14 protein-coding genes and 1 pseudogene are annotated in these 25,793 nt (G+C 46.6%); 11 read left to right on the plus strand and 4 right to left on the minus strand.

All coding sequences use genetic code 11. The features are described from left to right. The first annotated feature begins 71 nt into the window (after positions 1–71). The 3 genes from MKX35_RS11070 to MKX35_RS11080 all read left to right on the plus strand — a co-directional run bounded on the left by MKX35_RS11070 (position 72) and on the right by MKX35_RS11080 (position 7,384). A complete protein-coding gene (locus MKX35_RS11070; protein ID WP_256716319.1) occupies positions 72–3,962 on the plus strand; it encodes a X2-like carbohydrate binding domain-containing protein in 3,891 nt (1,296 codons plus the stop codon). Between the two features lie 84 nt (positions 3,963–4,046). Then, a complete protein-coding gene (locus tag MKX35_RS11075) occupies positions 4,047–4,892 on the plus strand; it encodes an NAD-dependent epimerase/dehydratase family protein (protein WP_076299626.1) in 846 nt (281 codons plus the stop codon). A 281-nt stretch (positions 4,893–5,173) separates the two neighbouring features. Then, positions 5,174–7,384: a helix-turn-helix domain-containing protein gene (locus MKX35_RS11080; protein WP_081382898.1), complete on the plus strand. Its 2,211-nt coding sequence runs from the start codon at positions 5,174–5,176 to the stop codon at positions 7,382–7,384. Positions 7,385–7,493: 109 nt separating this feature from the next. Here the strand turns inward: MKX35_RS11080 and MKX35_RS11085 are convergent, their stop codons facing one another. The 3 genes from MKX35_RS11085 to MKX35_RS11095 all read right to left on the minus strand — a co-directional run bounded on the left by MKX35_RS11085 (position 7,494) and on the right by MKX35_RS11095 (position 10,157). Continuing rightward, positions 7,494–8,414, minus strand: a complete 921-nt coding sequence (locus MKX35_RS11085; RefSeq protein ID WP_341044459.1) for an IS3 family transposase — start codon at positions 8,412–8,414, stop codon at positions 7,494–7,496. Next, positions 8,372–9,049: a helix-turn-helix domain-containing protein gene (locus MKX35_RS11090; RefSeq protein WP_341044157.1), complete on the minus strand. Its 678-nt coding sequence runs from the start codon at positions 9,047–9,049 to the stop codon at positions 8,372–8,374. The genes MKX35_RS11085 and MKX35_RS11090 overlap by 43 nt, the downstream gene beginning before the upstream one ends. A 184-nt stretch (positions 9,050–9,233) precedes the next feature. Further along, on the minus strand, positions 9,234–10,157 hold the full coding sequence (locus MKX35_RS11095; RefSeq protein ID WP_076300750.1) for a helix-turn-helix transcriptional regulator: 924 nt from the start codon (positions 10,155–10,157) through the stop codon (positions 9,234–9,236). Positions 10,158–10,563: 406 nt separating this feature from the next. On the opposite strand from MKX35_RS11095, the gene MKX35_RS11100 reads away from it, so the two are divergent. The 7 genes and pseudogenes from MKX35_RS11100 (at position 10,564) to MKX35_RS11130 (ending at position 22,265) form a co-directional block, all read left to right on the plus strand. Next, positions 10,564–11,448, plus strand: coding sequence for an ABC transporter permease (locus MKX35_RS11100; RefSeq protein ID WP_143759569.1), 885 nt, complete (start codon positions 10,564–10,566; stop codon positions 11,446–11,448). Between the two features lie 15 nt (positions 11,449–11,463). Further along, positions 11,464–12,360 (plus strand): carbohydrate ABC transporter permease, encoded by an 897-nt coding sequence (locus MKX35_RS11105; protein ID WP_042190759.1) that lies wholly within the window; start codon positions 11,464–11,466, stop codon positions 12,358–12,360. A 108-nt stretch (positions 12,361–12,468) separates the two neighbouring features. Beyond that, positions 12,469–14,124: pseudogene (locus tag MKX35_RS11110) on the plus strand (extracellular solute-binding protein). A 98-nt stretch (positions 14,125–14,222) separates the two neighbouring features. Next, positions 14,223–15,356, plus strand: a complete 1,134-nt coding sequence (locus tag MKX35_RS11115) for an SGNH/GDSL hydrolase family protein (RefSeq protein WP_076300751.1) — start codon at positions 14,223–14,225, stop codon at positions 15,354–15,356. A 61-nt stretch (positions 15,357–15,417) separates the two neighbouring features. Beyond that, positions 15,418–17,124: an alpha-1,3-galactosidase-related protein gene (locus tag MKX35_RS11120; protein ID WP_076300752.1), complete on the plus strand. Its 1,707-nt coding sequence runs from the start codon at positions 15,418–15,420 to the stop codon at positions 17,122–17,124. A gap of 146 nt (positions 17,125–17,270) precedes the next feature. Next, on the plus strand, positions 17,271–19,652 hold the full coding sequence (locus MKX35_RS11125; protein WP_076300753.1) for a glycoside hydrolase family 95 protein: 2,382 nt from the start codon (positions 17,271–17,273) through the stop codon (positions 19,650–19,652). Between the two features lie 552 nt (positions 19,653–20,204). Further along, positions 20,205–22,265, plus strand: a complete 2,061-nt coding sequence (locus MKX35_RS11130; RefSeq protein ID WP_076300754.1) for an alpha-galactosidase — start codon at positions 20,205–20,207, stop codon at positions 22,263–22,265. Positions 22,266–22,336: 71 nt separating this feature from the next. Here MKX35_RS11130 and MKX35_RS11135 read toward each other — a convergent pair whose 3' ends face one another. Beyond that, a complete protein-coding gene (locus MKX35_RS11135) occupies positions 22,337–23,206 on the minus strand; it encodes a helix-turn-helix domain-containing protein (RefSeq protein WP_076300755.1) in 870 nt (289 codons plus the stop codon). A 251-nt stretch (positions 23,207–23,457) separates the two neighbouring features. Here MKX35_RS11135 and MKX35_RS11140 point away from each other — a divergent pair, with 251 nt between their 5' ends. After that, positions 23,458–25,782, plus strand: coding sequence for a glycoside hydrolase family 95 protein (locus tag MKX35_RS11140; RefSeq protein ID WP_076300756.1), 2,325 nt, complete (start codon positions 23,458–23,460; stop codon positions 25,780–25,782). Positions 25,783–25,793: the final 11 nt, after the last annotated feature.

Raw genomic sequence — 25,793 nt, forward strand, 5'->3', positions numbered from 1 at the left:
TTTCCGAAAGAAAGCGCTATCAAAGTAATTTTGACCACATTTCCTGAGGGGGTAAGGATGATTTGAAGCGAATGGGAAAAAGATTGGGTATGAGTCTGCTAGTATTCATTATTGCAGCAGCACAGTTCGGTTTTACAGGAATGAAAGGCAATGTTGCGCAAGCGGCGGAAAAGAGTATGGCTCAAAAGCCGTATATGGGCTGGAGCAGTTACAGTATGCAAGTGTATGATGGGGCAGGAAACTGGACATCGGCGGAGAGCGTTAAGAAGCAATCGGATGCGATGCATGAGAAGCTGCAAGCCCATGGATATGAATATATTAATATTGATGCGGGCTGGAATGGCGATATGGATGAATACGGGAGACCTATTCCTAGTGAAGTCCTTTATCCGAACGGATTTCAGGAGGTCATTGACTATGTTCATAATAATGGACAAAAGATTGGGATCTATCTGATCCCGGGGGTATCTATCGATGCATATAACCGAAATCTTGAGGTGTATGGGACAGGCGGCGAATGTCGTATTCAGGATATTACGGCCAAGCCGCTTACCATTATGGATTATTGGAATTCCTACACCTATAAAATTGATTTCACGAATCCCTGTGCCCAGAAGTATGTGGATTCCATTGCAGATATGCTTGGTGAGTGGGGGATCGATTTCGTCAAATTCGACAGCGTAACCCCTGGGTCGGGGATTGACAACTTGAGCCGGGATGCACGCGGCGATGTAGAAGCATGGTCCAAGGCTTTGGATAGAAATAACATCTGGTTTGAGCTATCCTGGGCGCTCGACCACAATTACGTAGAATTCTGGAAAAAATATGCTAACGGTTGGCGAATTGATTGGGATGTTGAATCTTATGACGGCAGTGGGTTGACAGCATGGCCGAGTATTTCCCGATTATTCCCCAAAGCAGCACTTTGGTGGCGGGATGCAGGCCCTGGCGGTTGGAACGACTTCGATTCTCTGAACGTTGGTAACGGCTTCATGGATGGTCTGACCAAGGACGAGCGAAAGACCGCGATGACGTTCTGGTCCATTTCTTCCGTGCCGCTCTATACAGGGAATGACATGACACGGCTGGACAGTTATGGACTAGAACTGCTTACCAATGATGAGGTTATTGCCGTAAACCAAGCCGGACGTCCTGGTCATCCGGTATCGATGGATACCCAGCAGCAGGTATGGTATGCCAATAATGGAGATGGGACTTACAGCGTTGCTTTGTTCAATCTGGGTAGTCGGGGTGCGGAGGTTAAAGTCAAATGGAGTGATCTTGGCCTTGATGGTCCGGCTTCAGTGCGCGACCTATGGAGCCATTCCGAGCTGGGAACCTTTGAGAAGGAATTCAGCGTTGGCATCCTTGAACCCCATGCCTCTCGCATGCTTAAAGTAACCGCGCTAAGCGGCACATCAGCTGTCAATAACGATGATACAGGGATGCGCTACAGCGGAGATTGGAAGCGAAATGGAGGCAAGGAGCTGTTAGAGGGGAAGCAGGATCTGAGCATTACAATTAAGGATTCCTCGGCTGCTGCTACCAGTACTCCTCAAGAGGATGCTCTTAACTCTGGGGCTGACCCTGCTGCGGATTCAGCTTCGGCAAGCAATACCACTGTTACGGATGTGGTTTACATTAATGATAATGACAGCGGCATTAAATACAACGGCATATGGCAGGTAAGCTCATCCCGAGAACATGGAGATTATAATGGCGATGTGCACTATACCGAGAAGGACGGTGATTCTTTCGAGTACACCTTTACGGGAACAGGCATTGAGCTGCTGACGGAAAAGCATGAATCGCAAGGAGAAATGATTGTTACATTAGACGATGGGGTTGCACAGACTGTAAATGCGTATACAAGTGGACCGAGAGAGGTACAACAATCTCTTTATAGTGTATCAGGACTTTCTAACGGCCCTCACACGCTTAAGGTGAGCAAGGGATCGGGAAATTATATGCTGCTCGACGCGCTGAGAGTGACAACAGAAAGTCCGGCTGGGGGTCAGAACAGTTCTATTACTCCGACTTCCGCTGGGTTTGATAAAGCAACGGAACAACAGAAGGATGTCACAGTCACGCTTAATCTGCATGGTAATACGCTGAGTGGTATTGAGAATAATGGAGTGGCACTCCGCGAAGAAGATTATACGGTGACTAATGACAAATTGACCATTAAGAAGGAATATCTTGCACAGCAATCTGCTGGCATAACAAGTCTTAACATCATCTTTAACGCCGGTGATCCACAGACGCTAGCGGTACACATTAGCGATTCTACAGGCATCCGTTATGTGATGGTTAATAATGACGATCCGGGAATCAAATATAACGGTACTTGGTCCCGCAGTAGTGGAAGAGGAATGGGCGACTACAATGACGATGTGCAGTATGCGGAGCAAAATGGTGATTCTTTTGAATATACCTTCAGAGGAACAGGGATTCAACTGTTCACTGAGGTAGACGAATCACAAGGGGATATGGATATCTATGTAGACGATCAATTCAAGGGCACGGTAAGCGCTTATCGAAACGGGCGATTGTCACAGCAGATTCTGTACAGTATCTCTGGGCTTACAGATGGACAACACACACTCAAGGCTGTGAAAAAATCAGGCAGATTCATGCTGCTTGACATGCTCAAGGTAGAGATTCCGAATATGATTAATCCGGTCGCAGCGAGCTTTGATAAATCGCCTTCTGCTCAGGAGGACATTGAGATTACACTTCTACAACAGCCGGAAAGCTTTATTGGCATTACGAATGGATCATATCATCTGGTTCCTGGGACCGATTATACGGTAGCTGGTGACCGTGTTACACTGAACAAATCTTATCTCGCATCACAACCAGTGGGAAAGCTGAACCTCAGCTTTACTATTGGTGGCGATTATCTTAATGATGTGCATTCAACGACAGTGGAAGGCGATTCCTTTGAATATACCTTCAAGGGCACTGGAATCCGCTTGATCACACCTACGGGTCCAGATCAAGGTGAAGTAGATATTTATGTGGACGGACAATGGATTCAGACCGTGAATGCTTATAGTCAGAGTCGACTGACACAACAGGAGATTTACAGTATTTCTGGATTGGCAAGCGGCTTACACACACTTAAAGCTGTGAAGAAATCAGGTAATCTCATGCTGACAGATCAATTGAAATTCACAGTCTCAACCAGTGATGGCGGAACAACGAACCCTACAGAACCTCCAACACCAACGCCGACAGCAACACCTACACCGACTGATGCAGGGGGTCCGTCTATACCAGCTCAGCCTTCATCCACACCTACCCTGACTCCGACGCCAACTCCGGCATCTGGAACTGATGGGAAGGATGATGCCGAGACGATGCGACATTCGGCGTATATCAACGGATATCCGGGAGGCTTCTTTAAACCCGATGCTCCCATTACCCGTGCTGAGATGGCAACCATCCTAGCGAAGGTTGCTGAGAAAGAGGCCACTGGATCAGGCGTAACATTCAGTGATGTTCCCTCCAGCTATTGGGGGGCAGATGCTATTGCCAAAGTAGCTAAGATGGGACTAATGAACGGTTATATTGATGGTACTTTTAAGCCTAATCAACCATTGACGCGTGCAGAAATGGCTAGTTTAACAGCCATGCTGAGCCCGAATTCTACAACATCGGGTCGCGGCTTCTCTGACATCACCGGTCACTGGGCACAGGCAGCGATAAAGAAAGCCCAAGATATAGGCATAATGAATGGCTACAGTGACGGAACTTTCCGCCCGAATTCCAAGCTTACTCGTGCGGAAGCCGTTACAGCTATCAACAGAGTTTTGGGCAGGGGCCCACTTATTGGTGTCACGCAGCCAGGGTGGAACGATGTTCCAGTCTCCCACTGGGCATTCGGTGATATTGAGGAGGCATCGACCGACCATATCTCGAAGCCTAGTACACAAGGCGGAGAACAGTGGACAGAATAAGTTGAGCGATGAATGAACGGAGGGGCCTTCTTTGGCCCCTTTTTTCTGAATGATATGAGATGAGAAAAAGAAGGGGGGATGAGCATGAATATTCTAATTACCGGAGCAAGTGGATTTATCGGAACGGCTCTAGCCAAGTATTTGGCAGATAAACATACAGTGATTTGTCTGTCACGCCAAGCTCCGGAAGGGGCTTTTGCGTATGTTCAGGGTTCTTTTGATTCGGCGGAGGATTTGAGCAGGCTGGACTCGTATGATATTCAGGCGGTGATTCATCTTGCCGCAGTTACTGGCGGCTCTACTGAGGAGGAAAGCCTTGCTGTTAATGTGCTGGGAACAAGGAGATTGTACCGATATCTGCTTGACCACGGTTGCCAAAAGTTCATCACAGCGAGCTCCATTGCCGTGGTGGGTGGACTCACTGAGGATTTAATTCCGCTTGAGCTGCCTATCCCAGATGATCATCCCTGTTTGGCAGCGGATGCCTATGGGCTAAGCAAGGCTATGGTCGAGGAGTTGACCCGGTATTTTCATCGCAATCATAAAGATACCGACTTTATCAATCTTCGCTTTGGAGCTGTAGCCTCCCCAGGCTGGATTCCTCCTGTCTTGAAGACAGGATCCAAGCCAACGCTCCCGTTCATCACACTGGGGCATGTCCATGCTGAGGATGTGGTGGAGGGAATTACTGCGGCACTGGAATCTCCACTTAAGCCGGGGGTAAGAACTCTCAATCTGGTTGGGCCGGATGCTAGCAGTAATTTGCCAGTGGCTGAGCTCCTTACCCCGTTGGTGGGGAATGATTTTAATTTGGATTATTATCATTTTTCCGGTCAAGAATATAAGCCTTTGTATGCTATGGATCGGTTCAAGGAGGAATTCGGTTTTGTGCCTTCACATTCTACCCGCCATACGATGGATACAACTTAGAAGGGTTAACACACTGGAAAGATAAAAAAATTCGGATGGTGAATAAAAAGCAGTGATAACGGCGTATATCGCTGCTTTTTATCCAGTTCTGAAAGTTTTAACACCTGTAAAATTGGGTTTGCACACTTGACTATTAAGTAAAATGTTTTAATCTATGGTAATGATAGCGCTATCGAAATGATATTAGGGGAGGGGTCACTACGCTTAAATATTCCAATATCTTTCGTAAATTCTTAATCTCCTATGTAGTCATTTTGGTCATTCCCAGCATTGGCGGATATATGTCCTATCTGACTTCGATTTCTGTGACAGAGTCTATCTCTATTGAGAACGGGGTCACCCAGCTCCAGAAAAGTCAGGAAATATTGGAGCGCCGCATGGCGGAAGTAGAAGGGTTTACCAGGCAATTGGCAGTCAACCAGGAGCTAAACGTTCTGATGAATGAAAGAGACAATGAGACGAACGTGTATGGCATTTGGAGAACGATGCGGAATGTCCTGACTTTCGGTCAGACGAATGATTTTTTGCAAAACTATTATATTTACCTCGCCAATTATAATCTTATTCTAACCCCAGGTTCTTCTTACCGTCCGGAACATTACTACTCTAATTTCAACTATAAGGATCTTTCGCTACAGGATTGGATCAAAGAAGTGCTTGAGAAAACCCACCGCAGTGAAATCAAGCCACTCAGTGACTATGTTAGCAGGGGCATGCAAACCTCCGTTATTACCTATATGCAGTCACTCCCTCTGGATAGTTTCAACGATTCTTCACCAGCTGTCGCGGTAGTGATCATAGACGAGAAAATTATTTCTAGTCTATTATCTGGTCTAACTGAGCGATACGGAGGCTGGGTTCATATCAGCGATGCTGAAGGAAATACGATTGTCCTGCAGGGAAGTGATGAGCAGAAAATGGCCCATATGACCGCTGATTCGGATTTCGATAAAAACAAGGTTAGTCAGTTCTATGAAGACGATCTAGTGATCACGACTCGTTCTGATTCGAACGGCTGGGTATATCAGACAGGGATTCCCCGGCATATTTTGATGGAGAATGCTAACAAGATCAAGCAAATGTCCATACAAATTACGGGAGGAACATTACTCATCGGCTTGATAGTTGGACTAATATTAGCTTACCGTAACAGCGCTCCAATCAACCATATGCTTAGCGTCATGAAGGAGCAATTTGGCAAGGAAGAGGCCTCCGCCAAGAATGAATTTGACTTTTTAAGCGGAAATATTGCCAATATGATCACCAAGAACAAGTTGCTGGAAACCGAACTTAATCGTCAGCTTCCGTTGGTCAGGGATGCATTTCTGAAGCGGTTATTAGCGGGTGAATTCAAAACGCATGATGAGATTCTCACTGCCGCTGAGCAGGTGGGGATTAACTTGAAACAGAACACTGGATATGTTGGAATTGTTCAGATTAACGGCTATGCCGGTATGGACAGCGTTGAAATTCTCAATGAGCTGAATGCTTCCCGTTTGCTGCTGAAGCAGTCCCTATCGGATCTCGGAGTGGATGTACTAATGACGGATATGGGCTCCGACAAAGTGGTAACTTTGTTTTTCTCCAAGGAAGAAGAGACCGACAAGGCGTATGAGGCAGAGAATATCACTAACATTCTGGAGAATTTGGCGCAGTACGTTTTTAATGAGTACCGTATTACTACTCAGGCGGGCTTCGGTGATCTTTTTACAGAAATAACGGAGGTTAGCCTTTCCTTTGACCAAGCCAAACAAGCTCTGGAATATGCCGTCTACATGAATAAAAAAGGAATTGTATGGAGTAGCGAAGCCCAAAATGAGAATACGACCTACTATTATCCACTGGATACAGAGCAACGTCTGATCAGTACCATTCGGGCTGGAGAGCTAGAAGAGGCTAAACGGATTGTCCGTGCGATTGTTGCCCAGAACATGGAACAGCGTGAATTATCCATGGAAATGAAGCAACAGCTTGTTGGTGAAATAAAAGGGACGTTTCTTAAGCTTCTGGATCAAAAGGCTTTTACAGAATACCCGGACATCGAGAGTGTGAAGCGGAGGGTCATAGACATTGGTTCATCGGAACGACTCGAAATGATTCAGACCGAATTTTTTGTCATTATGGAAGAACTGTGCGGACTTATTGCAAATAAAAAGAAGGATGTTCATATTCAGATTATTAAGCAGATCAAGGAATATACCGTAGAAAATTATTCGGATACAGAGCTGAGTCTGTACCGGGTAGCTGAACAGGTGGAACGGCCTGAAAAATACATTTCTCAATTGTTTAAAGAGGTTACCGGTGTCAATTTCTCTGATCATCTGATAAAAGTGAGAATGGATCAGGCTGTGATTTTGCTCAAAGATAGTCGGTATACGGTCGATGAGATTGCTATGCGGGTGGGCTATAACAGTTCACATTCTTTCAGACGGGCCTTCAAGCGGTTAATCGGCGTTTCACCGAGCGCTTATAGACAGTCTATTGATGAATAAACAGTTGTTTGGTGAAAATTAAGTATTAGACTGATTCATTAAAAGAAGCAGCGGCGGACCAAGACTGAACTGCACCCCGTCAAGTAGACAGTACAAATAATCAAAATCGTTAAACGGCCTTGGTCCTAAATTCCATCGGACTACGGCCGTTTAATTTTGCTTGTAACCGTTCGTAATTGTAAAAGTGAATGTAGGCCTCAATGTCCCTTTTAAGCTCTTCAAAGGTATGGTACTTGTGCAAATAATACTTCTCACATTTTAAGGTCCCCCAGAAGGATTCCATTGGACCGTTATCGATGCATCGCCCAACTCGGGACATACTCTGAACCATTTTGTTGCCATCCAGAAGCTTCTTAAAGCCCAGTGAAGTGTACTGATAGCCTCTATCGCTATGAAGCAATGGGCTGCTTTCTGGGGCTTCTTGTAAGGCGAGTTTCAACGTTTGGAATACAAGTGGATTGTTATTGGAACGCCCTAATACATAAGAGACGATGGATTTATCATGGAGATCGAGAATAGCGCTTAAATACGCTTTCTGGTCGTTGCCATACTTGAATTCCGTTACATCGGTGAGCCACTTTTCATTCGGCGTATCCGCATGGAAGTTGCGGTTTAGGACGTTTTCCGCGACCTGTTGTGGAGTAGCATTGGCATACTTTTTCCTCTTCCTCCGAATAACGGACTGAATTCCCATGACCTTCATTAGCCGCTTTACGCGCTTGTGGTTAATGGTTTTTCCGGTTTGTCTGCGCATATGCAGAGTTAATTGACGGTACCCAAAAGTGCGCTCCACTTTCTCATAGATGGTCATCATTACCTGGATCAACTGCTCATTCTCCTGCTCACGAGGGCTGGGCTTGCGATTTAGCCATTTGTAATAGCTTGAGCGTGCAATTCCTGCAATTTCGCATAGCCGTTGAATGCTTGCTGACACGTCCTTTTGAAGTTCTTGAATGGCAAGGTAGATCGTTTCCTGCCGTGTTTGATTTAGCGTCGCCTTCTTTCTAGTTCCTCTAACTTTTTTAAAAATGCATTTTCCGCCCGAAGTCGTTCAATTTCGTACTCCATTTGCTTCATCTTGAGTTTCTGTTGGTCGGCCGCCGTTAACTCTTCTGGGGCTTTCTTTCTTCCTCGACCATCCTTTAACGCGTCCTGGCCGCCACCTTCAAACTTCTTCACCCATTGGTATACTTGCTGATAGGAGACCTGAAACTGTCCAGCTGTCTTTTGGTAATCATGTTGATTGCTCAGACAATACTGAACGATTTCGATCCGTTCTTGCCAAGTCGTAGTTCGCCCTTTTGTCATAGCTTTTCTTTCCCCTTTGTAGGCTGTTAAGCTGCTATGACCATTATACTTGTTAATCCAATTGAAGAGCTGCCTCGTACTAGCAATCTTGTATTTATCGATGATCTGATACTGAGACAAGCCCCCCTCAAGATAGTCCTTCACCGCCTGGAGCTTCAGTTCAGCACTGTACCTTTGAAGATGTGTACGGCGCTCTAGCCCTTCATATCCATGTGTCTTATATCGACGTTGCCATTTCATTAAAGTCGTCTTGTTAATCCCATATTTCATCGCAGCTGCTAAAAAACCAATCTCCCCATTCGATACCTCTTCGAGGATGGTGAGTTTCTCCAAAGCGTTATATTTCCCTCTAGACATGAATAAGCTCCCCTCACAGTAGCAGGCTTTTTTTATTTCGCCTGTCTACCATATGGGGAGCATATCAGACTTGATAAATAAAGTCTTAGACTGCCGCTGTTTTCGTTCAACTAACGTTTCCCGGTAGCTTTGGGGATCGCCAACGGTCTATGGATTACCGATCTCTGATCTCCGATATCCGTGTCTACTTTACTTTATTTAATAAGTTTGTCACCATTCTGCTCAATGTCCCTTGATCGACGAAAGGAGCAAGACTTGCCAGCAGATCTGGGCTAAGATGTTCAGCTTCGACTCCACCAATCAACTTCTCGAGATTTTCCCTGTCCAGAAAAGGTGCGAGGCTTATGATCTGGTCCGCATCGATAGTGCCGTCTGCAACCCGGTCTACCAAGCGGTTTAATGTTTCTCTGCTAATAAAGGGTGCCAGCCCTTGAACGGAATGCCAGCTCGAGCTGCTCTCTTCTGCTTGTTGTACCAAGCGATCTACATGTTCTCTATCAAGAAATGGGGCAATCCCAACAAGATTGTGCACTTCTAAGGAAACGTCAATCGATTTATCTACCAGTCGACATAATGTGTCGCTGCTGACGAACGGAGCGAGTCCAGTAATGGTATTCCACACAATTTCGCCCTCTTCTGCCTGACGAACCAGTTCATCCAATGTATCTGTTCCAAGGAACGGAGCCAGCCGCATGATCACGTCTAAATTAAGGACGCTGCTGTCTAATCGTTCTGTAACCTTATGCAGAGCGCTTGCTTTTACAAACGGCGCTACTTCTACAAGCTCCTCCAGCTCCGCCTCTCCGGTATTGACCATCTCTGCAACTTGTTCCGGCCTGTTCTCTGCGATCTCCTCAACGATCGTTCCTAGGTGCGGGTGCTCCCGAATTTCTGTATTGTCTCCTGCATTTAAAATGTCGTCTACCGTTTTGCCGAATAATCTCGCAAACTTCGGAAGCGTTCCGATATCCGGTAGTGAGTCGCCCCGTTCCCATTTCGATACCGCTTGATGACTTACATTCAGTTGATCGGCAAGTTCCAATTGGGTCAAATCCTGGTCTTTGCGAAGCTTCGAAATATAAGCTCCAATTTTACGCAAGTCGAGCATTGTATACCTCCAATAAAACAAAATGTACAGTGCGCACTGTCAAAAACAGCATAGCATTTCTGCAAACGCAATCCTATCAAGCGTTGGTTGAATTGTCTCATGCGATTTATTCAACTGCCGGTAGAATTGTCCAGATTGAAAATCTCCAGAGAGGGCCTGATTCCGGAAAAATGGCCGTTCTACAGCTATTTTGTTCTCCCTGAATAGGGTTATTTGTACGCTGAAATGCCCAAGTGTACCTTTTCTTTGGGGATAAAAGTCAATTATGATCAACTCGTAGAAAGCGCTATCATAAACTACTGGCGGTTGCTTAGGGGGGATTGTTCTGGAGAAAGAAATAGTATTACACCACAAGTCGTTACCGAAGCGTAAGGGCTCTGTATTTTTACAAAATGCTCGTAGAAGTATGAAAAAGCACTGGCAGCTACATTTGCTCGTGATTCCACCTCTGTTATTCTTCCTCATTTTTAAGTATTATCCAATGCTGAACGCGGTTCTAGCCTTCAAGGACTACAACGTGATTAAAGGAATATGGGGAAGTCCATGGGTTGGATTTCATAATTTTCGATTATTTTTTGATAATCCGCAGTTTTGGACCCTGCTCAAGAACACCATCATGCTTAGTGGTTACCTGCTGCTGGCGGGATTTCCAATTCCGATTATCCTTGCGCTCATGATTAATGAATTGCGCGGGGGAAGGTTCAAAAAGTTCGTCCAGCTGGTCTCTTTTGCGCCTTATTTCATCTCGACGGTTGTCATGGTGTCCATTATTATGCTATTTATGGCACCTCGTCTTGGATTTGCGAACATCGCTCTCAACTTCTTCGGTTTGGAGTCGATCAATTTCCTTGGAGAACCGGGAATGTTTCGTTCGATTTATGTCTGGTCTGATATTTGGCAGACTGCGGGCTATAGTGCCGTTATCTATTTAGCAGCGCTTGCCGGTATAGATCCTACGCTTTATGAGGCAGCCAAAGTCGATGGCGCTTCACGCTTTCAAAAAATTCGTTATATTGATCTGCCAGGTATTGTGCCTACCATCGTCATCATCCTGATTTTGAATGTTGGGAATGTCATGGCTATTGGCTTTGAGAAGGTCTATCTTCTGCAGAACCCGCTCAATCTGGCGAATTCCGAGATCATTGCCACTTATGTCTACCGGGTCGGTTTGCTGAACGCCAATTATAGCTTTGCAACTGCGGTTGGTCTATTCAACTCGGTAATCAACCTTATTTTGTTGCTTACGGTGAATGGCTTGGCTAAACGCATCACAAACAACAGCATCTGGTAGGAAAGGAGCAACCACATGGCAGCAGTTCAGCAAAAAATTAAAGAATCAACTGGCGATAAGCTATTTCTGACCACTATTTATATTCTACTCAGCCTCGTGGTCATCGCGGTGATTTATCCGCTAATTTTTATCATCAGCAGCTCGATTAGCAGTCCAGCAGCCGTTACCTCCGGTCGAGTCTGGTTATGGCCTGTAGATATTTCCTTCAAAGGTTTCAAGGTTCTGCTAAATACACCTGAGATCATTACAGGCTACGGCAACTCCATTTTTTATACAGCCGCAGGGACGTTCATTAGTGTTGTGCTTACGATCATGATCGCGTACCCTTTATCACGCAGAGGTTTCTTCGGACGCAACACTTTGATGATGATCATCACCTTTACGATGATATTCAGCGGCGGGCTGATTCCGACCTATATGGTCGTGAAGGAACTCCATTTGATTGATACCCGCTGGGCACTGCTGATACCAAACGCGATTTGGGTATGGCAGGTCATTATTGCCCGGTCATTCTTTCAATCCTCCATTCCGGAGGAGCTGCTGGAAGCCAGCGAAATCGACGGTTGCAGTGATATGCGGTTTGTCTGGAGCGTTGTCATTCCGTTATCGAAGCCCATTATCGCGGTGTTAGTCCTTATGTATGCGGTAGGACAGTGGAATGCATACTTTGACGCTTTGATTTATTTGAAATCAGCGAATTTGTTCCCACTTCAGCTTGTCTTACGAAGCATCATCATCCAGAACAACAGTGCAGGTACAATGGATGCGATGAAAATGGTGGAGCGGCAGCAGCTTGCTGAGCTACTCAAATATGCACTTATAGTTATCGCTACTCTGCCTGTACTTGTTATCTATCCGTTTGTTCAGCGTTATTTTGTCCAAGGAATGCTGGTCGGTTCAGTTAAAGGTTAATTCACAGCTTTCAGAATCTGGAGAGGGGGAGAGGCACGCAGTAAAATGACAGAAAGATATCGTACCTGCCTAAATTATAAAAGGGAGTGATCGAATTTGAAGAAAAGTATGATGACCTTGTCATTGGTCCTGGTATTAATTCTTACGGTGGTGTTAAGCGGATGTGCTAATAAAAATACAGATAACACATCCTCCGCACCTGCTGAGTCGGGTAACTCGGAATCAGCAAGCAAACCGGTGGAAATCAGCGTGTTCTCGGTTCAGGAATCCGGGATCGATGTTCCTACCAATAAATTTTCGAAATTTGTGGAAGACAAATTCAATATTAAATTCAAATGGGAAATCAACCCTTCAGACGGAGCTAAGGAAAAGCGCCAAATCTCACTTGCTAGTGGTGATTACCCTGATGCTTACCTGCTCACTCACTATATCGATCAGTTCTCACAGGCAGATCTTCTGAAGTATGGCAAACAGGGCGTACTGATTCCTCTGAACGATCTAATTGATAAATATGCTCCGAATATTAAAGCGGCTATGGAAAAGAACGATAATTTGAGAACGCTTAACACAGCGCCTGATGGTAATATCTACGGGCTTGTCGCTTACACAGAGTGCTTTCACTGCTCCTATCCGAGCAAAATGTGGCTCAATACCGAGTGGCTGAAGAAGCTGAATCTGGAAATGCCGAAGACAACCGAAGAATTCAAAAAAGTGCTGGAAGCTTTCAAAACACAAGATCCGAACGGGAATGGAAAAGCAGATGAAGTGCCGCTAAGTGGCTCTATTGAGGAGTTTGGTGTACGCATTGTACCATTCCTCATGAATGCATTTGTATACGATGATGACCGCAATTATCTGAACATGATGGATGGAAAAGTTCAATCGGCGGCTGTCACACCGGAGTGGAAGGAAGGCCTGACCTATATCAAATCTCTGTTTGACGCAGGTTTGATTGATCCAGGGGCATTCACACAGAATGCGGAAGCCTTTAAGAAAATCGGTGAAAATGCCGATGCGGAAATTCTGGGCGCTGGTGCGGGCATGCACCCTGCGATTTTCGTCAATATTGATCCGGGCAATAGAAGCTCGGCACACTACAATCCTGTACCACCGATTAGCGGACCGGAAGGTATCTCCTATGCGACTCATGATGCAGGTGGCGTATCCCCAGGAGCGAAATTTGTCATCACCAACAAAGCTAGCGAGGAAGCACAGATCGCTTTAATTAAAATGGTAGACTACATGTTTACTTCTGAAGGACAGACCAATGGTGGAAGCGGTATGAAGGGCATTGATTGGACTGATCCAGAAGAAGGCGATGTAGCACTGGACAAAGATGTTAAACCAGTGATCAAGACCATTCCTATGGCGGAGGGCGAAGCGCCGCGCAATGCGGGCTGAAGCGGCATGGGTCACTTCTATATGCCAAAAGAGTACCGTGATACCTTCGTTCAAGCTACTGACATCTACGCTTCCAGCGGTTATGAACGCAGATTGTATGATGCGACTCTGCTGTATGAAGGACATGAGCCTAAAGAATTATTCCCGATCTGGTCGATTTGGATTGATCCAAGCGAAATCGATGAAGCGAGCTTATTGCAAACCAACATCAAGAATTACATTGAGCAAAATCAGCTTCAATTCATCACGGGCAACAAGGATCTTAATAAAGATTGGGATGCATATATAAAAGGTCTGAAAGACTTGAAGCTAGATCGTTATCTTGAAATCTTGCAAAAGGCTTACGAAACTTCTAAAAAATAAAATATTGAAATCAGAATCAGGTGCTGTAAGATATACCCCAGCACCTGATTTCTTGATTTCAAGGAAAAATATACATTTTTATTTACGGAGGATCAGTCATGACAGAAGAGAAACATTGCAATCATCAATTTGTGGTTCCAAGACGGGGACTACCGAATACAAGCGTGAGACTTGCGGGAAAGGAGCCGGTGACTGTCGCCTTTTTGGGTGGTTCCATTACAGAGGGGGCAGGTGCTTCCGACGCGGACACATTTAGCTGGAGAGCGCTGACTGGTAAGTATCTGCAGGAGCGATTTGCGAATCATGAATTCCGCTTCATCAATGCAGGAGTGGGTGGAACGAATTCCACGCTGGGCGCTCACCGATTACAGTCGCATGTCCTGCAATACGGCAAGATTGATCTACTATTCGTTGAATTTAGCGTCAATGACGGCAACGACCGGGAAGAATCCATTAGAGGTATGGAAGGAATTGTGCGACAGTGCAGACGGTTGTCGCCCGGCACTGACATTTGCTTCTTGTATACGGCAGCAGAGAAGAATCTGTCAGGGAGCAATCCCTTTAACATTGCCGTCCACGAAGAAGTAGCTGAGCATTACGATCTTCCATCTGTTAATTTTGCAGCTAGAGTTTATGCACAGACCCAGGCCGGACAAATAGAGTGGACCGAGCTGGCTCCGGATGGATATCATCCCAACGATGACGGACATGCGCTGTATGCTTCTTTTTTACAGGAGTATTTGGATGCAGCTCTTGTTCCTGACAACACACATTCAAATACCCGAAGCGCGTTAAGTATTGCTCCTCTGGAGGAGCGAAATTATGAATACGGTAATTTACTGGATTTCAGAGGCGCTGATCATGCAGATGGGTTCGAGCTTCGCGAGCTTACCTCTGATGATCCACTGATGAACTGGCGATTTGGAACGGAGCATTTATATACAGACAGCAAAGAGGCATCTTTTTCTTACACAGTAACCGGACAGAGTGTGGGTCTGCTGCTGCTCTACGGCCCGGACAGTGGGATATTCGAATATTCGCTCAATGGCGGTCCCTTTCATGCGGTTAACTTATTCGATGAATGGTGTCCGCTTGCGTTTCGGCCTATTATTGCTATGTTCGGAATTGAGGAACAACGTCAGGAATTGCAAGTAACCGTGCGAATTACAGGGAAAAAGGATGAACAGAGTAAAGGCACCAGTCTGCGCATTTTGCAGCTAATGTACAATTGATTATTCTAACCTAGAGGATTATACTGCCTCTTATTAAGCGTTTACAATTCTAAAAAAGTTGGTGTTGATCATTTCTTTTACAGAACACAGCGTCGATTCTTCTCCTATCGTAATCCGCCTGACTGACTATGGTGTTCTGCCGGATTCCGGCTTGGATGCTCAGCCAGCCATGACAAGAGCTATTGAGGCAGCCGCCGAAATAACTGGGCCGGTCCTGCTGGATTGTCCAAAAGGCTGCTATCATTTCTATCCGGAAGCGGCGATCCGGAAACCCTACTACATCTCCAACACTACCAGTGAAGAAGAGAATCCTGATGTCACCAAGACTATAGGAATTCTCTTAAAGGGGCTGCACAATTTAACATTTGAGGGCAATGGCTCTCAATTTATCTTCCATGGCAAGCAGACTATGTTCTTGCTGGATGGATGCAAAAATGTAGAGATTCGTAATTTACATACCGACTATGCTCGGCCGACTGTGACAGAGATGGAGATTACTGAAAGCGGTACTCATTATTTCGATGTCCAGGTTCACCCCGATTCGCGTTATGAGATCAGGGATGGCAAGCTGGTCTGGATCGGTGAGGGCTGGAACTTCTCGGAAGGACCAATGCAGACCTATGATCCATTGCGCAATACGACTTGGCGGGTGGACAACTGGTCGGAGCTGGCTGATTCGGTTGAAGAGCTGGAGCCGATGAAGCTCCGCTTGCATTTTGATCATCAGCCTGAGGTTGTCCCCGGGCAAGTCCTGCAAAGCCGTGATGGTATTCGCGATCAGGTAGGTGTCTTCATTGTGGAAAGCTCTAACATCACCTTCAGCGATGTGGGGCTGCATTTTTTACACGGACTTGGTGTTGTAGGGCAGTTCAGCGACAATCTCACCTTTCAACGCATGGATATTTCGCCGCGCCTGGAGACAGGCCGAACGGTTACTGGCTTTGCGGATTTCATCCATATGTCCAGCTGCCGAGGTAAAATAACTGTTGCAGACAGCCGTTTTGCCGGTTCTCATGATGACGTCGTCAATGTCCATGGTACCTATCTACGGATCGTGGAGCAGCTGTCTGCCAATAGGGTGAAGGTTCGGTTCATGCATCCGCAGACTTACGGTTTTATGGCCTTCCATCCAGGAGACGAAATTGAATTTGTTCGTTCTGGCTCTCTGACCACCTATGCTGCTAATGAAGTGATAGAGGTTACGCGTCTCAACCCACGTGAGCTAATATTGACTTTAGCACAGTCTATTCCTGAAGGAATTGGCAGCCATGATGTGATCGAGAATGTAACCTGGACACCGGAGGTTGAAGTCGTAAATAATCACCTCGCGCGGGTACCGACCCGCGGTATCCTTGTGACAACCCGGCGTAAAGTAGAGATTAAGGGGAATGTTTTTGATCGGATGCAAATGAGTGCGATTCTGGTTGCCCTGGATGCGGAGTCTTGGTATGAGTCTGGCAAGGTGGAGGATGTAACCATCGCCGAGAATCATTTTATTGAATGCGGAGGCATCGAGCATCCGGTTATTTTCATTTCGCCAGAGAACACAGAGGTTGATGAGAGCACTCCTGTTCATCAGGGTATAGTTATTAAGAACAACAGGTTCGAGACTGGTGAAACGTTAGTCCTTAGTGCCAAGAGCACCCGCGGACTGGTCTTCAGTGCTAACGAAATTGTCATGGGTGGGGAAAGTACGAACTGTCTTTCCAGTGTTACGGATGCGATACGTTTAACTGCCTGTAGCGAGGTCGATATTCAGGATAATTAATTCAATGTGCTAGGGCAGGTTGTGTTAGATCGCGATATGGATCGGTAGATCGATGTATAGAAAACGCTTTATCTGATCTTTATAATGAGGGCAGACTTGGGGGAATACATTATTTAATTCATGACAGATCGTGAGGGAGAGAACCAATGAAACTTCAATATGACAAGCCAGCAAATGTATGGACCGAAGGGCTTCCGATTGGGAATGGCCGTCTGGGTGGTATGATCTTCGGCGGTGTGGAACAGGAGAAAGTCAGTCTAAACGAGGATACATTATGGTCGGGATTCCCGAAGGATGGGAATAATCCAGGTGCTAAGGAAGCTTTGCCAAAGGTTCGAAAGCTGATTCAGGAGGGCCGGTATACAGAAGCGGACACCCTGACTAGAGAGATGCTAGGTCCGTACACCCAATCGTATCTGCCTTTTGGAGATTTACTACTTCGTTTTGAGCATGGTGGTGTTTATCAATCCTATCGGCGGACATTAGATATTGAACATGCGGTTCACCGTGTTGAATACAAGATTGGTAATGTTACTTATACCCGTGAGATGTTCGCTTCACATCCTGATCAGTTGCTCGTGCTGCGTCTGACTGCAAGTGCACCGGGAGCGCTGAATGTACATGCTACACTAGATAGTTCGCTTCGGCATAGCCTTCACGCTCAGGGTGATAACTTTGTACTCTCGGGAACTGCACCGGAGCATGTTGATCCAAGCTATTTTTGGAGTGACAATCCGATCCAATACGGAGAACCTGGCAAGAGCAAGGGCATGGCCTTTGAAGGACAACTCTCCGTAGTAGCAGAGGATGGGGAAGTTACCGTTGACGGTAGTGGAATTCATCTGTTGGGAGGAACGGCTGCAACCTTCTATTTCAGCGCGGCTACAGGCTTTAATGGCTTTGACAAAATCCCGGGAGCTGAGGGGAAAGATGCTTCTGCTATTGCAGCTTCTTACTTGGCAGATGTGAATGGAAAGTCTTACGACAGCTTGCTTCAAGCGCATGTCGAGGATTATCGATCACTTTTTGACCGAGTGAAGCTCCAATTAGGTAAGACACAAGCCCCGGAGTCGATGTCCACGGAGCAACGGATTACGACATACGCGGCACAAGACCCTGGTCTTGTCGAGTTGCTGTTTCATTACGGGCGCTATTTGATGATCGCAAGCTCGCGCCCCGGAACACAGGCTACTAATCTGCAGGGAATATGGAATGCGGTTACCCGTCCGCCGTGGAGTAGCAACTATACACTGAACATCAATACAGAGATGAATTATTGGCCAGCTGAAATTTGTAATCTGGCGGAATGTCATGAGCCGCTGCTGGATATGATCGGAAATTTGGCGAAGATGGGTGCGGAGACTGCTCAAGTCAATTATGGTGCCCGAGGCTGGGTGGCTCATCATAATACGGATCTTTGGGCACAGACAGCACCGGTGGGGGATTATGGTGACGGAGATCCAAGCTGGGCTTACTGGACGATGAGTGGCGTTTGGCTGACACAACATCTCTGGGAGCATTATGCTTTTGGCGGGGACGAGGAATATTTACGGACTTCCGCTTATCCTGTGATGAAGGAGGCGGCTCTGTTTGCACTGGATTGGTTTATTGACGATGGTAACGGAAGGCTTATGACCTCCCCATCCACTTCACCAGAGCATAAATTCCAGACAGCGGAGGGCTTGGCTGCAGTCAGCGCAGGTGCTACTATGGATATTTCGCTCATCTGGGAGCTGTTTACGAATTGTATCGAGGCTTCGGAAACGCTTGGAACGGATGAGGATTTGCGTGCAGAATTGGTAAGTGCTCGTGAACGTTTATTGCCACTGCAGGTTGGTAAGTACGGACAGTTGCAGGAATGGTCCTTAGACTTTGAGGATGAAGATATGTATCACAGACATACCTCGCATTTGGTCGGTATCTATCCGGGCCGGCAGTTGTCAGAAGAAGAGACCCCTGAGCTGTTCGCTGCCGCCAAAACTTCGCTTGAACGGCGTGGGGATGAGAGCACGGGCTGGAGTCTGGGCTGGAGAGTTGCGCTCTGGAGCCGCTTCCGGGATGGCAACCGCTCACTACGACTGCTCTCAAACATGCTGCGGCTGGTGAAGGACGGGGAGTCCGAACAGTATAGTCACGGCGGTGTTTATGCCAATTTGCTTGGCGCACATCCACCGTTCCAAATTGATGGTAACTTCGCCGCTTCTGCCGGAATTGCTGAGATGCTACTGCAATCTCACCTGGAGTATCTCGATCTGCTGCCTGCACTGCCAGATGAATGGCAGGAGGGAAGCGTGGCGGGGCTACGTGCCCGCGGTGGTTTTGAAGTTAGCATTCAGTGGGATAGAGGCCATCTCGTGGAAGCACAGATTACCTCCCTTCTAGGCAATGAATGTGTGATCCGCACAGATGCTTCGCTCATGGTGAGTAATGGCGGCAACGAGATGGAATTTGACCGCTCCGTAGATGGAACGGTGAGCTTTCCAACGACCGCAGGCCAGACCTACAAGCTTATAGTTGGTAAGCAATAATAGTCAGTTTCATACGAATATGGACAGCAGCAGAGACCTAAATTACAGGATCCTGCTGCTGTTTTTTTGTACGAATATAATGCTGATCAACAATTAGGGAAAAACTCCCTGAAATTCGGAGATTTTTGCTCGCAAGACTAACAATCAGGGAATTTCTCCCTGAAATTCATCCGATCTGGTGGTGAATTTGGAATTCACTCTGTTTTTTAGGGAGGAATTCCCTCATTACATTGAAATATAGTGTTTTCTGGCTTTTTTTAGGGAGGTTTTCCCTAATCTATCTCTTCTAGCTGCCCGAAGGTGAAAACGGAGTGTGGATACGAAATTGTTGAGCATGAGTAGTATTTTATGTACATCCTCTTCTTCTTGTCATCGACATGAATACTAGGGGGATTTAGGTTTGTGCTAGATGTGTTAGATCGCGGTATGGATCGGAAGATCGTTGTATAGAAAACGCTTTATCTGATCTTTATAATGAGGGCATACTTGGGGGACACAGGTACAGAGCCTGCCGCCTTCAAGGTCCAAAACGCAGTAACAAGGAGGCAAATCATGCTAACTGATAGTGCTACAACGGTAAAAGTGAATACGGACACAGCATCTCTTATCCGTGTAACCAATGATGAGGTGAATCTAGAGATTGATCTCGGGACGGGTGAAGCATCCGTTGCCCGCGGAAACACTTCTCATGTAAAAGGGATTCGCAGTGCATTCCGCTGGCAAGGTCGGGAATATAACACTGAACATTATCAGAGTCACACACTGAAGTCTCAGGAAGTGGTAGTTCGTGAGGGCTTTGGAAAAGGTGTTCACGTAGTCATTTTGCACGAAACGTCCCTGCTGCCACAGCTGGAGCAGCATTTCTATATTTATGAATCTTCATCATTTGTATTGATGCAAATTGTAATCGCAAGCGATGAAGAGATCAAGGCAAACCGGATGGCTGTCCTTCAGACCAAATCGGTGTCACTTGGCGGGGAGTCAGGGCAACCCGAAGAACCAAGCATTCTGCGTGTGCCGTACGACAACGACAAGTGGGTCAGATATACAGTAGTGAAGCCGCCGATGGATACGGAAAGCTATGAAGTAACTGCATTGTTCGCGCCGGAAAGCTGGCAGGGAATTATTATGGGTTCCATTACGCACAAGGTGTGGAAGACAGGGATTCGTATCAAAAGCGAACGGAGCGGAGGGATCGAGGAGCTGGATCTTTACGGCGGCGCTGTAAGTGAAATGACCCGCGATTTCCAGCCACATGGTTATGTGAAAGGAACAAGAGTAGAGTCACCGCTCGTTTTCGTAGGGTTCTATGATGATTATAGAAAAGGGCTTGAAGCGTACGGTCAGGCTAATACCTGGATAGAGGCTCCTCTGTCATGGGATGGCGGCGTTCCTATCGGCTGGAATAGCTGGTCTGCGGCAATGGCTGAGCTTGATTACGATCTGTATACATCCACCAGTAATTTTCTGAAAAATGAAGTGCAGCCGCTAGGATTCCAGAATGAGGACACACTGTACATCAACTTTGATGCTTTCTGGGACAATTTCACACCAGAAGAAATGAAGAATGCACTGGACCTGGTTCGGGAGAACGGTCATAGACCGGGAACTTACTGGACGCCTTTTGCCTTCTGGGGAAGTCCGGCTCAGTTTGGAGATCTCGTGGAAGGTACAAACGGCAAATACACTTATGGTGATATCTTGCTGCGAGACAGCGAAGGAGAAATTTTGCCGGATGTTGATGGAGGGCTGGCCATTGACCCGACACATCCAGGCAACCTGCAAAGAATAGATTGGTACACGAATAAATTTATCTCGGAAGGCTTCGAGTATGTCAAGCTAGACTTCTTGGCACATGGTGCACTGGAAGGGCAACATTACAATCCGGAAATTACGACGGGAATTGCGGCATATCACTATGGGATGACTTACTTGCAGAACAAGCTCTCACCAGAGGTGATCGGTCGGCCGTTCTTTATCAATCTATCCATCGCGCCATTGTTCCCTTATGCATTTGCACATAGCCGCCGGGTATCCTGTGACGTCTTTGGTACACTGCACGATACAGAATATTTGCTGAATTCGTTGACACATGGCTGGTGGATGAGTCATACCTTGTACCATTACAATGACCCGGATCATTCCGTGCTCTACAAGAGCCACAACCAAGATGCCACTGGCTGGCATGAAGGACGGAGCCGACTAACTGCTTCGGTCATCGCTGGAACGGTACTTCTGCTAGGCGATGATTTCCGAAAAGAAGAAGCAGCCGCACGGGCCAAAGCGTGGCTGGGCAATAAAGAGATTATGGATGTCGCCCGCCTAGGGAAGACTTTCCACCCTGTCGAAGGGGATCTTGGTAAGCAAGCTTCCGATACTTTCGTACTTGAAGATGCAGAAGATGATGTATTCTATCTTGCTGTCTTTAACTATGATGCTGCGAATTCTGCTCATAAATCTATCTCCTTGGAGCGTGCAGGGTTGAAGGGTCAAACAGCTTACCAACTGCTTGATCTATGGGAAGGCACACAAGGGGAAACAGCGGGAGAGCTTGTAGTTACGCTCGAACCGGCAGAGTCTAAAATCTTCAAATTAACGGCAAAAGCCAACTGATTATACACATTGAAAAAAGAATACGCGCAACCGCTTCTCGCGGATAGCGCGTATTCTTTTTTGTTGGAGTCTTACATTCGTATTCGGCTTTGGGGATTAAGGCGGTACTGTGTGGGATTAATGCCGTAGCAGGTACTGAAATGTCTGGAGAAAGGATGGATGGAAGGATAACCCAGCTTCTCAGCGATCGCAGTCACACTAAGCTCACTCTCCAGAAGCAATCCTGCCGCCCGCCTCATGACTAAATTATGATGATAGACGCGTGGCGTCATTCCGGTCTCCCGTAGAAACAGCTCATGGAAATATGTCCGCTTGAGCCCACAGAACTGTGCCCAATCTTCGATAGACTTACCACGCTCGGGGTGGGTGTTCAAATATTCCAGCAGGCGGACAATACGATAATCACTTGGCTGATGCTGATGGAGGGCATTATACCAGCTCAAGATCCAGCCGTACAGATAGCTATTGGCCGTCTCATTACGATAGAACAGCGCGTCATTGTAAGACTTGGCAATCATCACAAGACTATCGTATAGCAGGGGATATTTAGCTAGTGGAAATACGCAAGGCAACTCGTTCAGTTCGGCACAGGGTGCTTCGGTGGCTTTTTTTTCAAATTGTAAGACTTCAGGGGCATGGATAAATAAAAGGTTATTAGATACTGGAGAGCGGTTGTCCCATAAATCAAAATAGATGTTGTAGGACGACAGTGGATGAGAAGGCAAGATATGAAAAGCATGGGGTTGACCGGGACGGAGAAAGACAAGCGTCCTCCGTTCAATCGGATAACGTATTCCGTCGATTTCCATCTCACCGGGGCCATCAGTAAACAAGTGGAACGCGTATGCATTACCGACTCTCAGATGCTCATTGCTGCTGCCGTCGTACACATAAGGCATAATTGCGCCGACATATGGAGTCATTTCAGATAGTTTATTCATGCGGATCCTCTTTTCTTATCTTACCGTACAAATCGTCAAATGATCGAATAGGTCAACAAAGACAGTGATTCATCCAAATGATACGATAAATACAATAAATCCGCAACATATTGGATAGGTTTAAGAAAGTATGATTCATCTTGAAAGAGATGGGATTATGAATGGTTTTACACTATATAGCGGATTAATTAACAACATTTTTGAGGGTTATCGCGCTTGCACAGATTCTACTATGGACAGGAGAAAATAAAATGAGCGATTTTAGATTATGGTATTCTACCCCTGCAACGGATTGGTCACAAGGATTGCCACTGGGCAACGGAAGAATAGGTGCAGTAGTGATAGCTGCTCCGTATCGTGAGGTATGGAACATGACCGAGGTTACCTACTGGTCGGGTCAAGCTGAGTCAGAGCCTGCTCCTTTCGGCGGCAAAGCTGCGCTGGAAGAGATGCGGAAGTACTTCTTTGCTGGCGATTATAACGAAGGTGACCGTCTAGCCAAACAACATCTGCAGCCGAAGAAACGAAATTTTGGTACGAACCTTGGTTTATGCGAGGTTGTCATTGACTTTGCAGAACAGGATACGGATTCCGGGTCAGCAGCGGCTATCGAGCGAGAGCTGGATTTGACCTGTGCGGTGGCTCAGACAGTGGTTCAAAGTAGAAGAACAACGCTGTATCGTGAGATTTTTGCCTCTCATGCTGATGATCTGGTGGTCTCAAGAATTTGGAGCGATGAACCGGGAGGTGTATCCTTTACGATCGGTCTGGAGGGTGGTTCAGAGTCGTTTACGACTCAAGTCGTGAATGACGACACTATTGAATTCAGAGGACAAGCCACAGAGAATGTGCATAGTGACGGCACTTGCGGGGTATGGGCAAAGGGACAAATTAAGGTAAGCATTTCCGGTGGTACGATGTACAGAGGGGACGGTCAATTGAGAATTGCCGGGGCCAATGAGGCGCGAATTTATTTTGCCGTCAGCACCGATTACAACCGTAGTAACTCGGAGTGGGAAATGGAGAGCAGCAGCACATTACAGCAGGCTTTGATTAAAGGATATGCGCAGTTAAAAGAAGATCATATCGAAGATTATGAGCAAGAATATGGTAAGGTGGATATCCAATTAGGTACCACTGGGAAGGTGAATCTGCCGACTGATCAACGTATTCGATTACTGGCACAGAACCCGGAGGAGGATTCGCAGCTATTTGCGTTGTTCCTGCAATATGGACGATACCTGACCATTGCTGGAGCTCGTGAGGACTCCCCTTTACCGCTAAATCTACAGGGAATATGGAATGATGGTGAGGCTTGCCGCATGGGGTGGAGCTGTGACTATCATTTGGACATCAATACCCAAATGAATTACTTTCCGACGGAAGTCGTAAATCTTGGGGATAGTCATTTACCGTTAATGCGCTATATTGAGGACTTATCTCATGCTGGAAAGGCAAGCGCTCGCGATTTCTATGGCAGCAAAGGCTGGGTAGCACATGTATTCTCGAATGTCTGGGGGTTCACGGCTCCGGGCTGGGAGACATCTTGGGGGCTAAACGTTACAGGTGGACTATGGATTGCGACGCATCTGATGGAGCATTATGAATACAGTCAGGACCGTCTATTTCTGGAGGAACAGGCCTATCCAGTGCTAAAAGAAGCAGCGGCATTCTTCCTAGATTATATGACCATTCATCCCAAATACGGCTGGTTGGTGACTGGACCTTCGAACTCGCCGGAGAATCATTTCTATCCTACGGATAGCAGCGATGGGGCACAGCAGCTGTCTATGGGTACCACTATGGATCAGATGCTGGTGAAAGACCTTTTTGAGTTTTGTTTGAAGTCTGCGAAGCTACTGAATACGGACGAGGAACTACAGGAGCAGCTGGAGCAAGCGATATCCAAGCTGCCACCATTTCAGATCGGCAAGAGAGGACAGCTGCAAGAGTGGCTAGAGGACTACGAGGAAGCGCAGCCGGAGCATCGGCATTTGGCCCATTTGTTCGCGGTATATCCAAGTAATCAGATCACACCAAGTAAGACACCTGAACTTAGCGCTGCGGTGAGAGTAACACTTGAGAACCGGATGGTTCAGGAAGAACTGGAGGATGTGGAATTTACCGCAGCATTGTTCGGTCTCGGCTTTGCCAGATTGTATGATGGGGAAAAGGCCTTTAATCATATTTCTCATTTGATTGGTGGACTCAGTTTCGATAATTTATTTAGCTTTTCCAAATCGGGCATTGGAGGAGCGGAGTGCAATATTTTTGTGATCGATGGGAATTTCGGGGGTACGGCTGTTATTGCCGAGATGCTGCTGCAAAGCCATGAGGGTGAGATTCATCTGCTGCCTGCACTTCCAAAAGCATGGGGTACAGGATCGGTATCTGGACTGCGGGCCAAAGGAAATGCTGAGGTTGATGTAGCTTGGGACAATGGTCAATTAGTGGAAGCTACGATCCGTACCTACTCGCCAGGAACCGTGACACTTCGGTTGGGAGATAGAAGAGCTACTGTTCAAGGAGAAATAGGAGGAAGCTACTATTTTAACAGTCAGTTAGAGTTGGTATAATGATTCAGCGG

It is taken from the genome of Paenibacillus sp. FSL R5-0923 (genome assembly GCF_038009145.1).
Lineage (GTDB): Bacteria > Bacillota > Bacilli > Paenibacillales > Paenibacillaceae > Paenibacillus_AQ.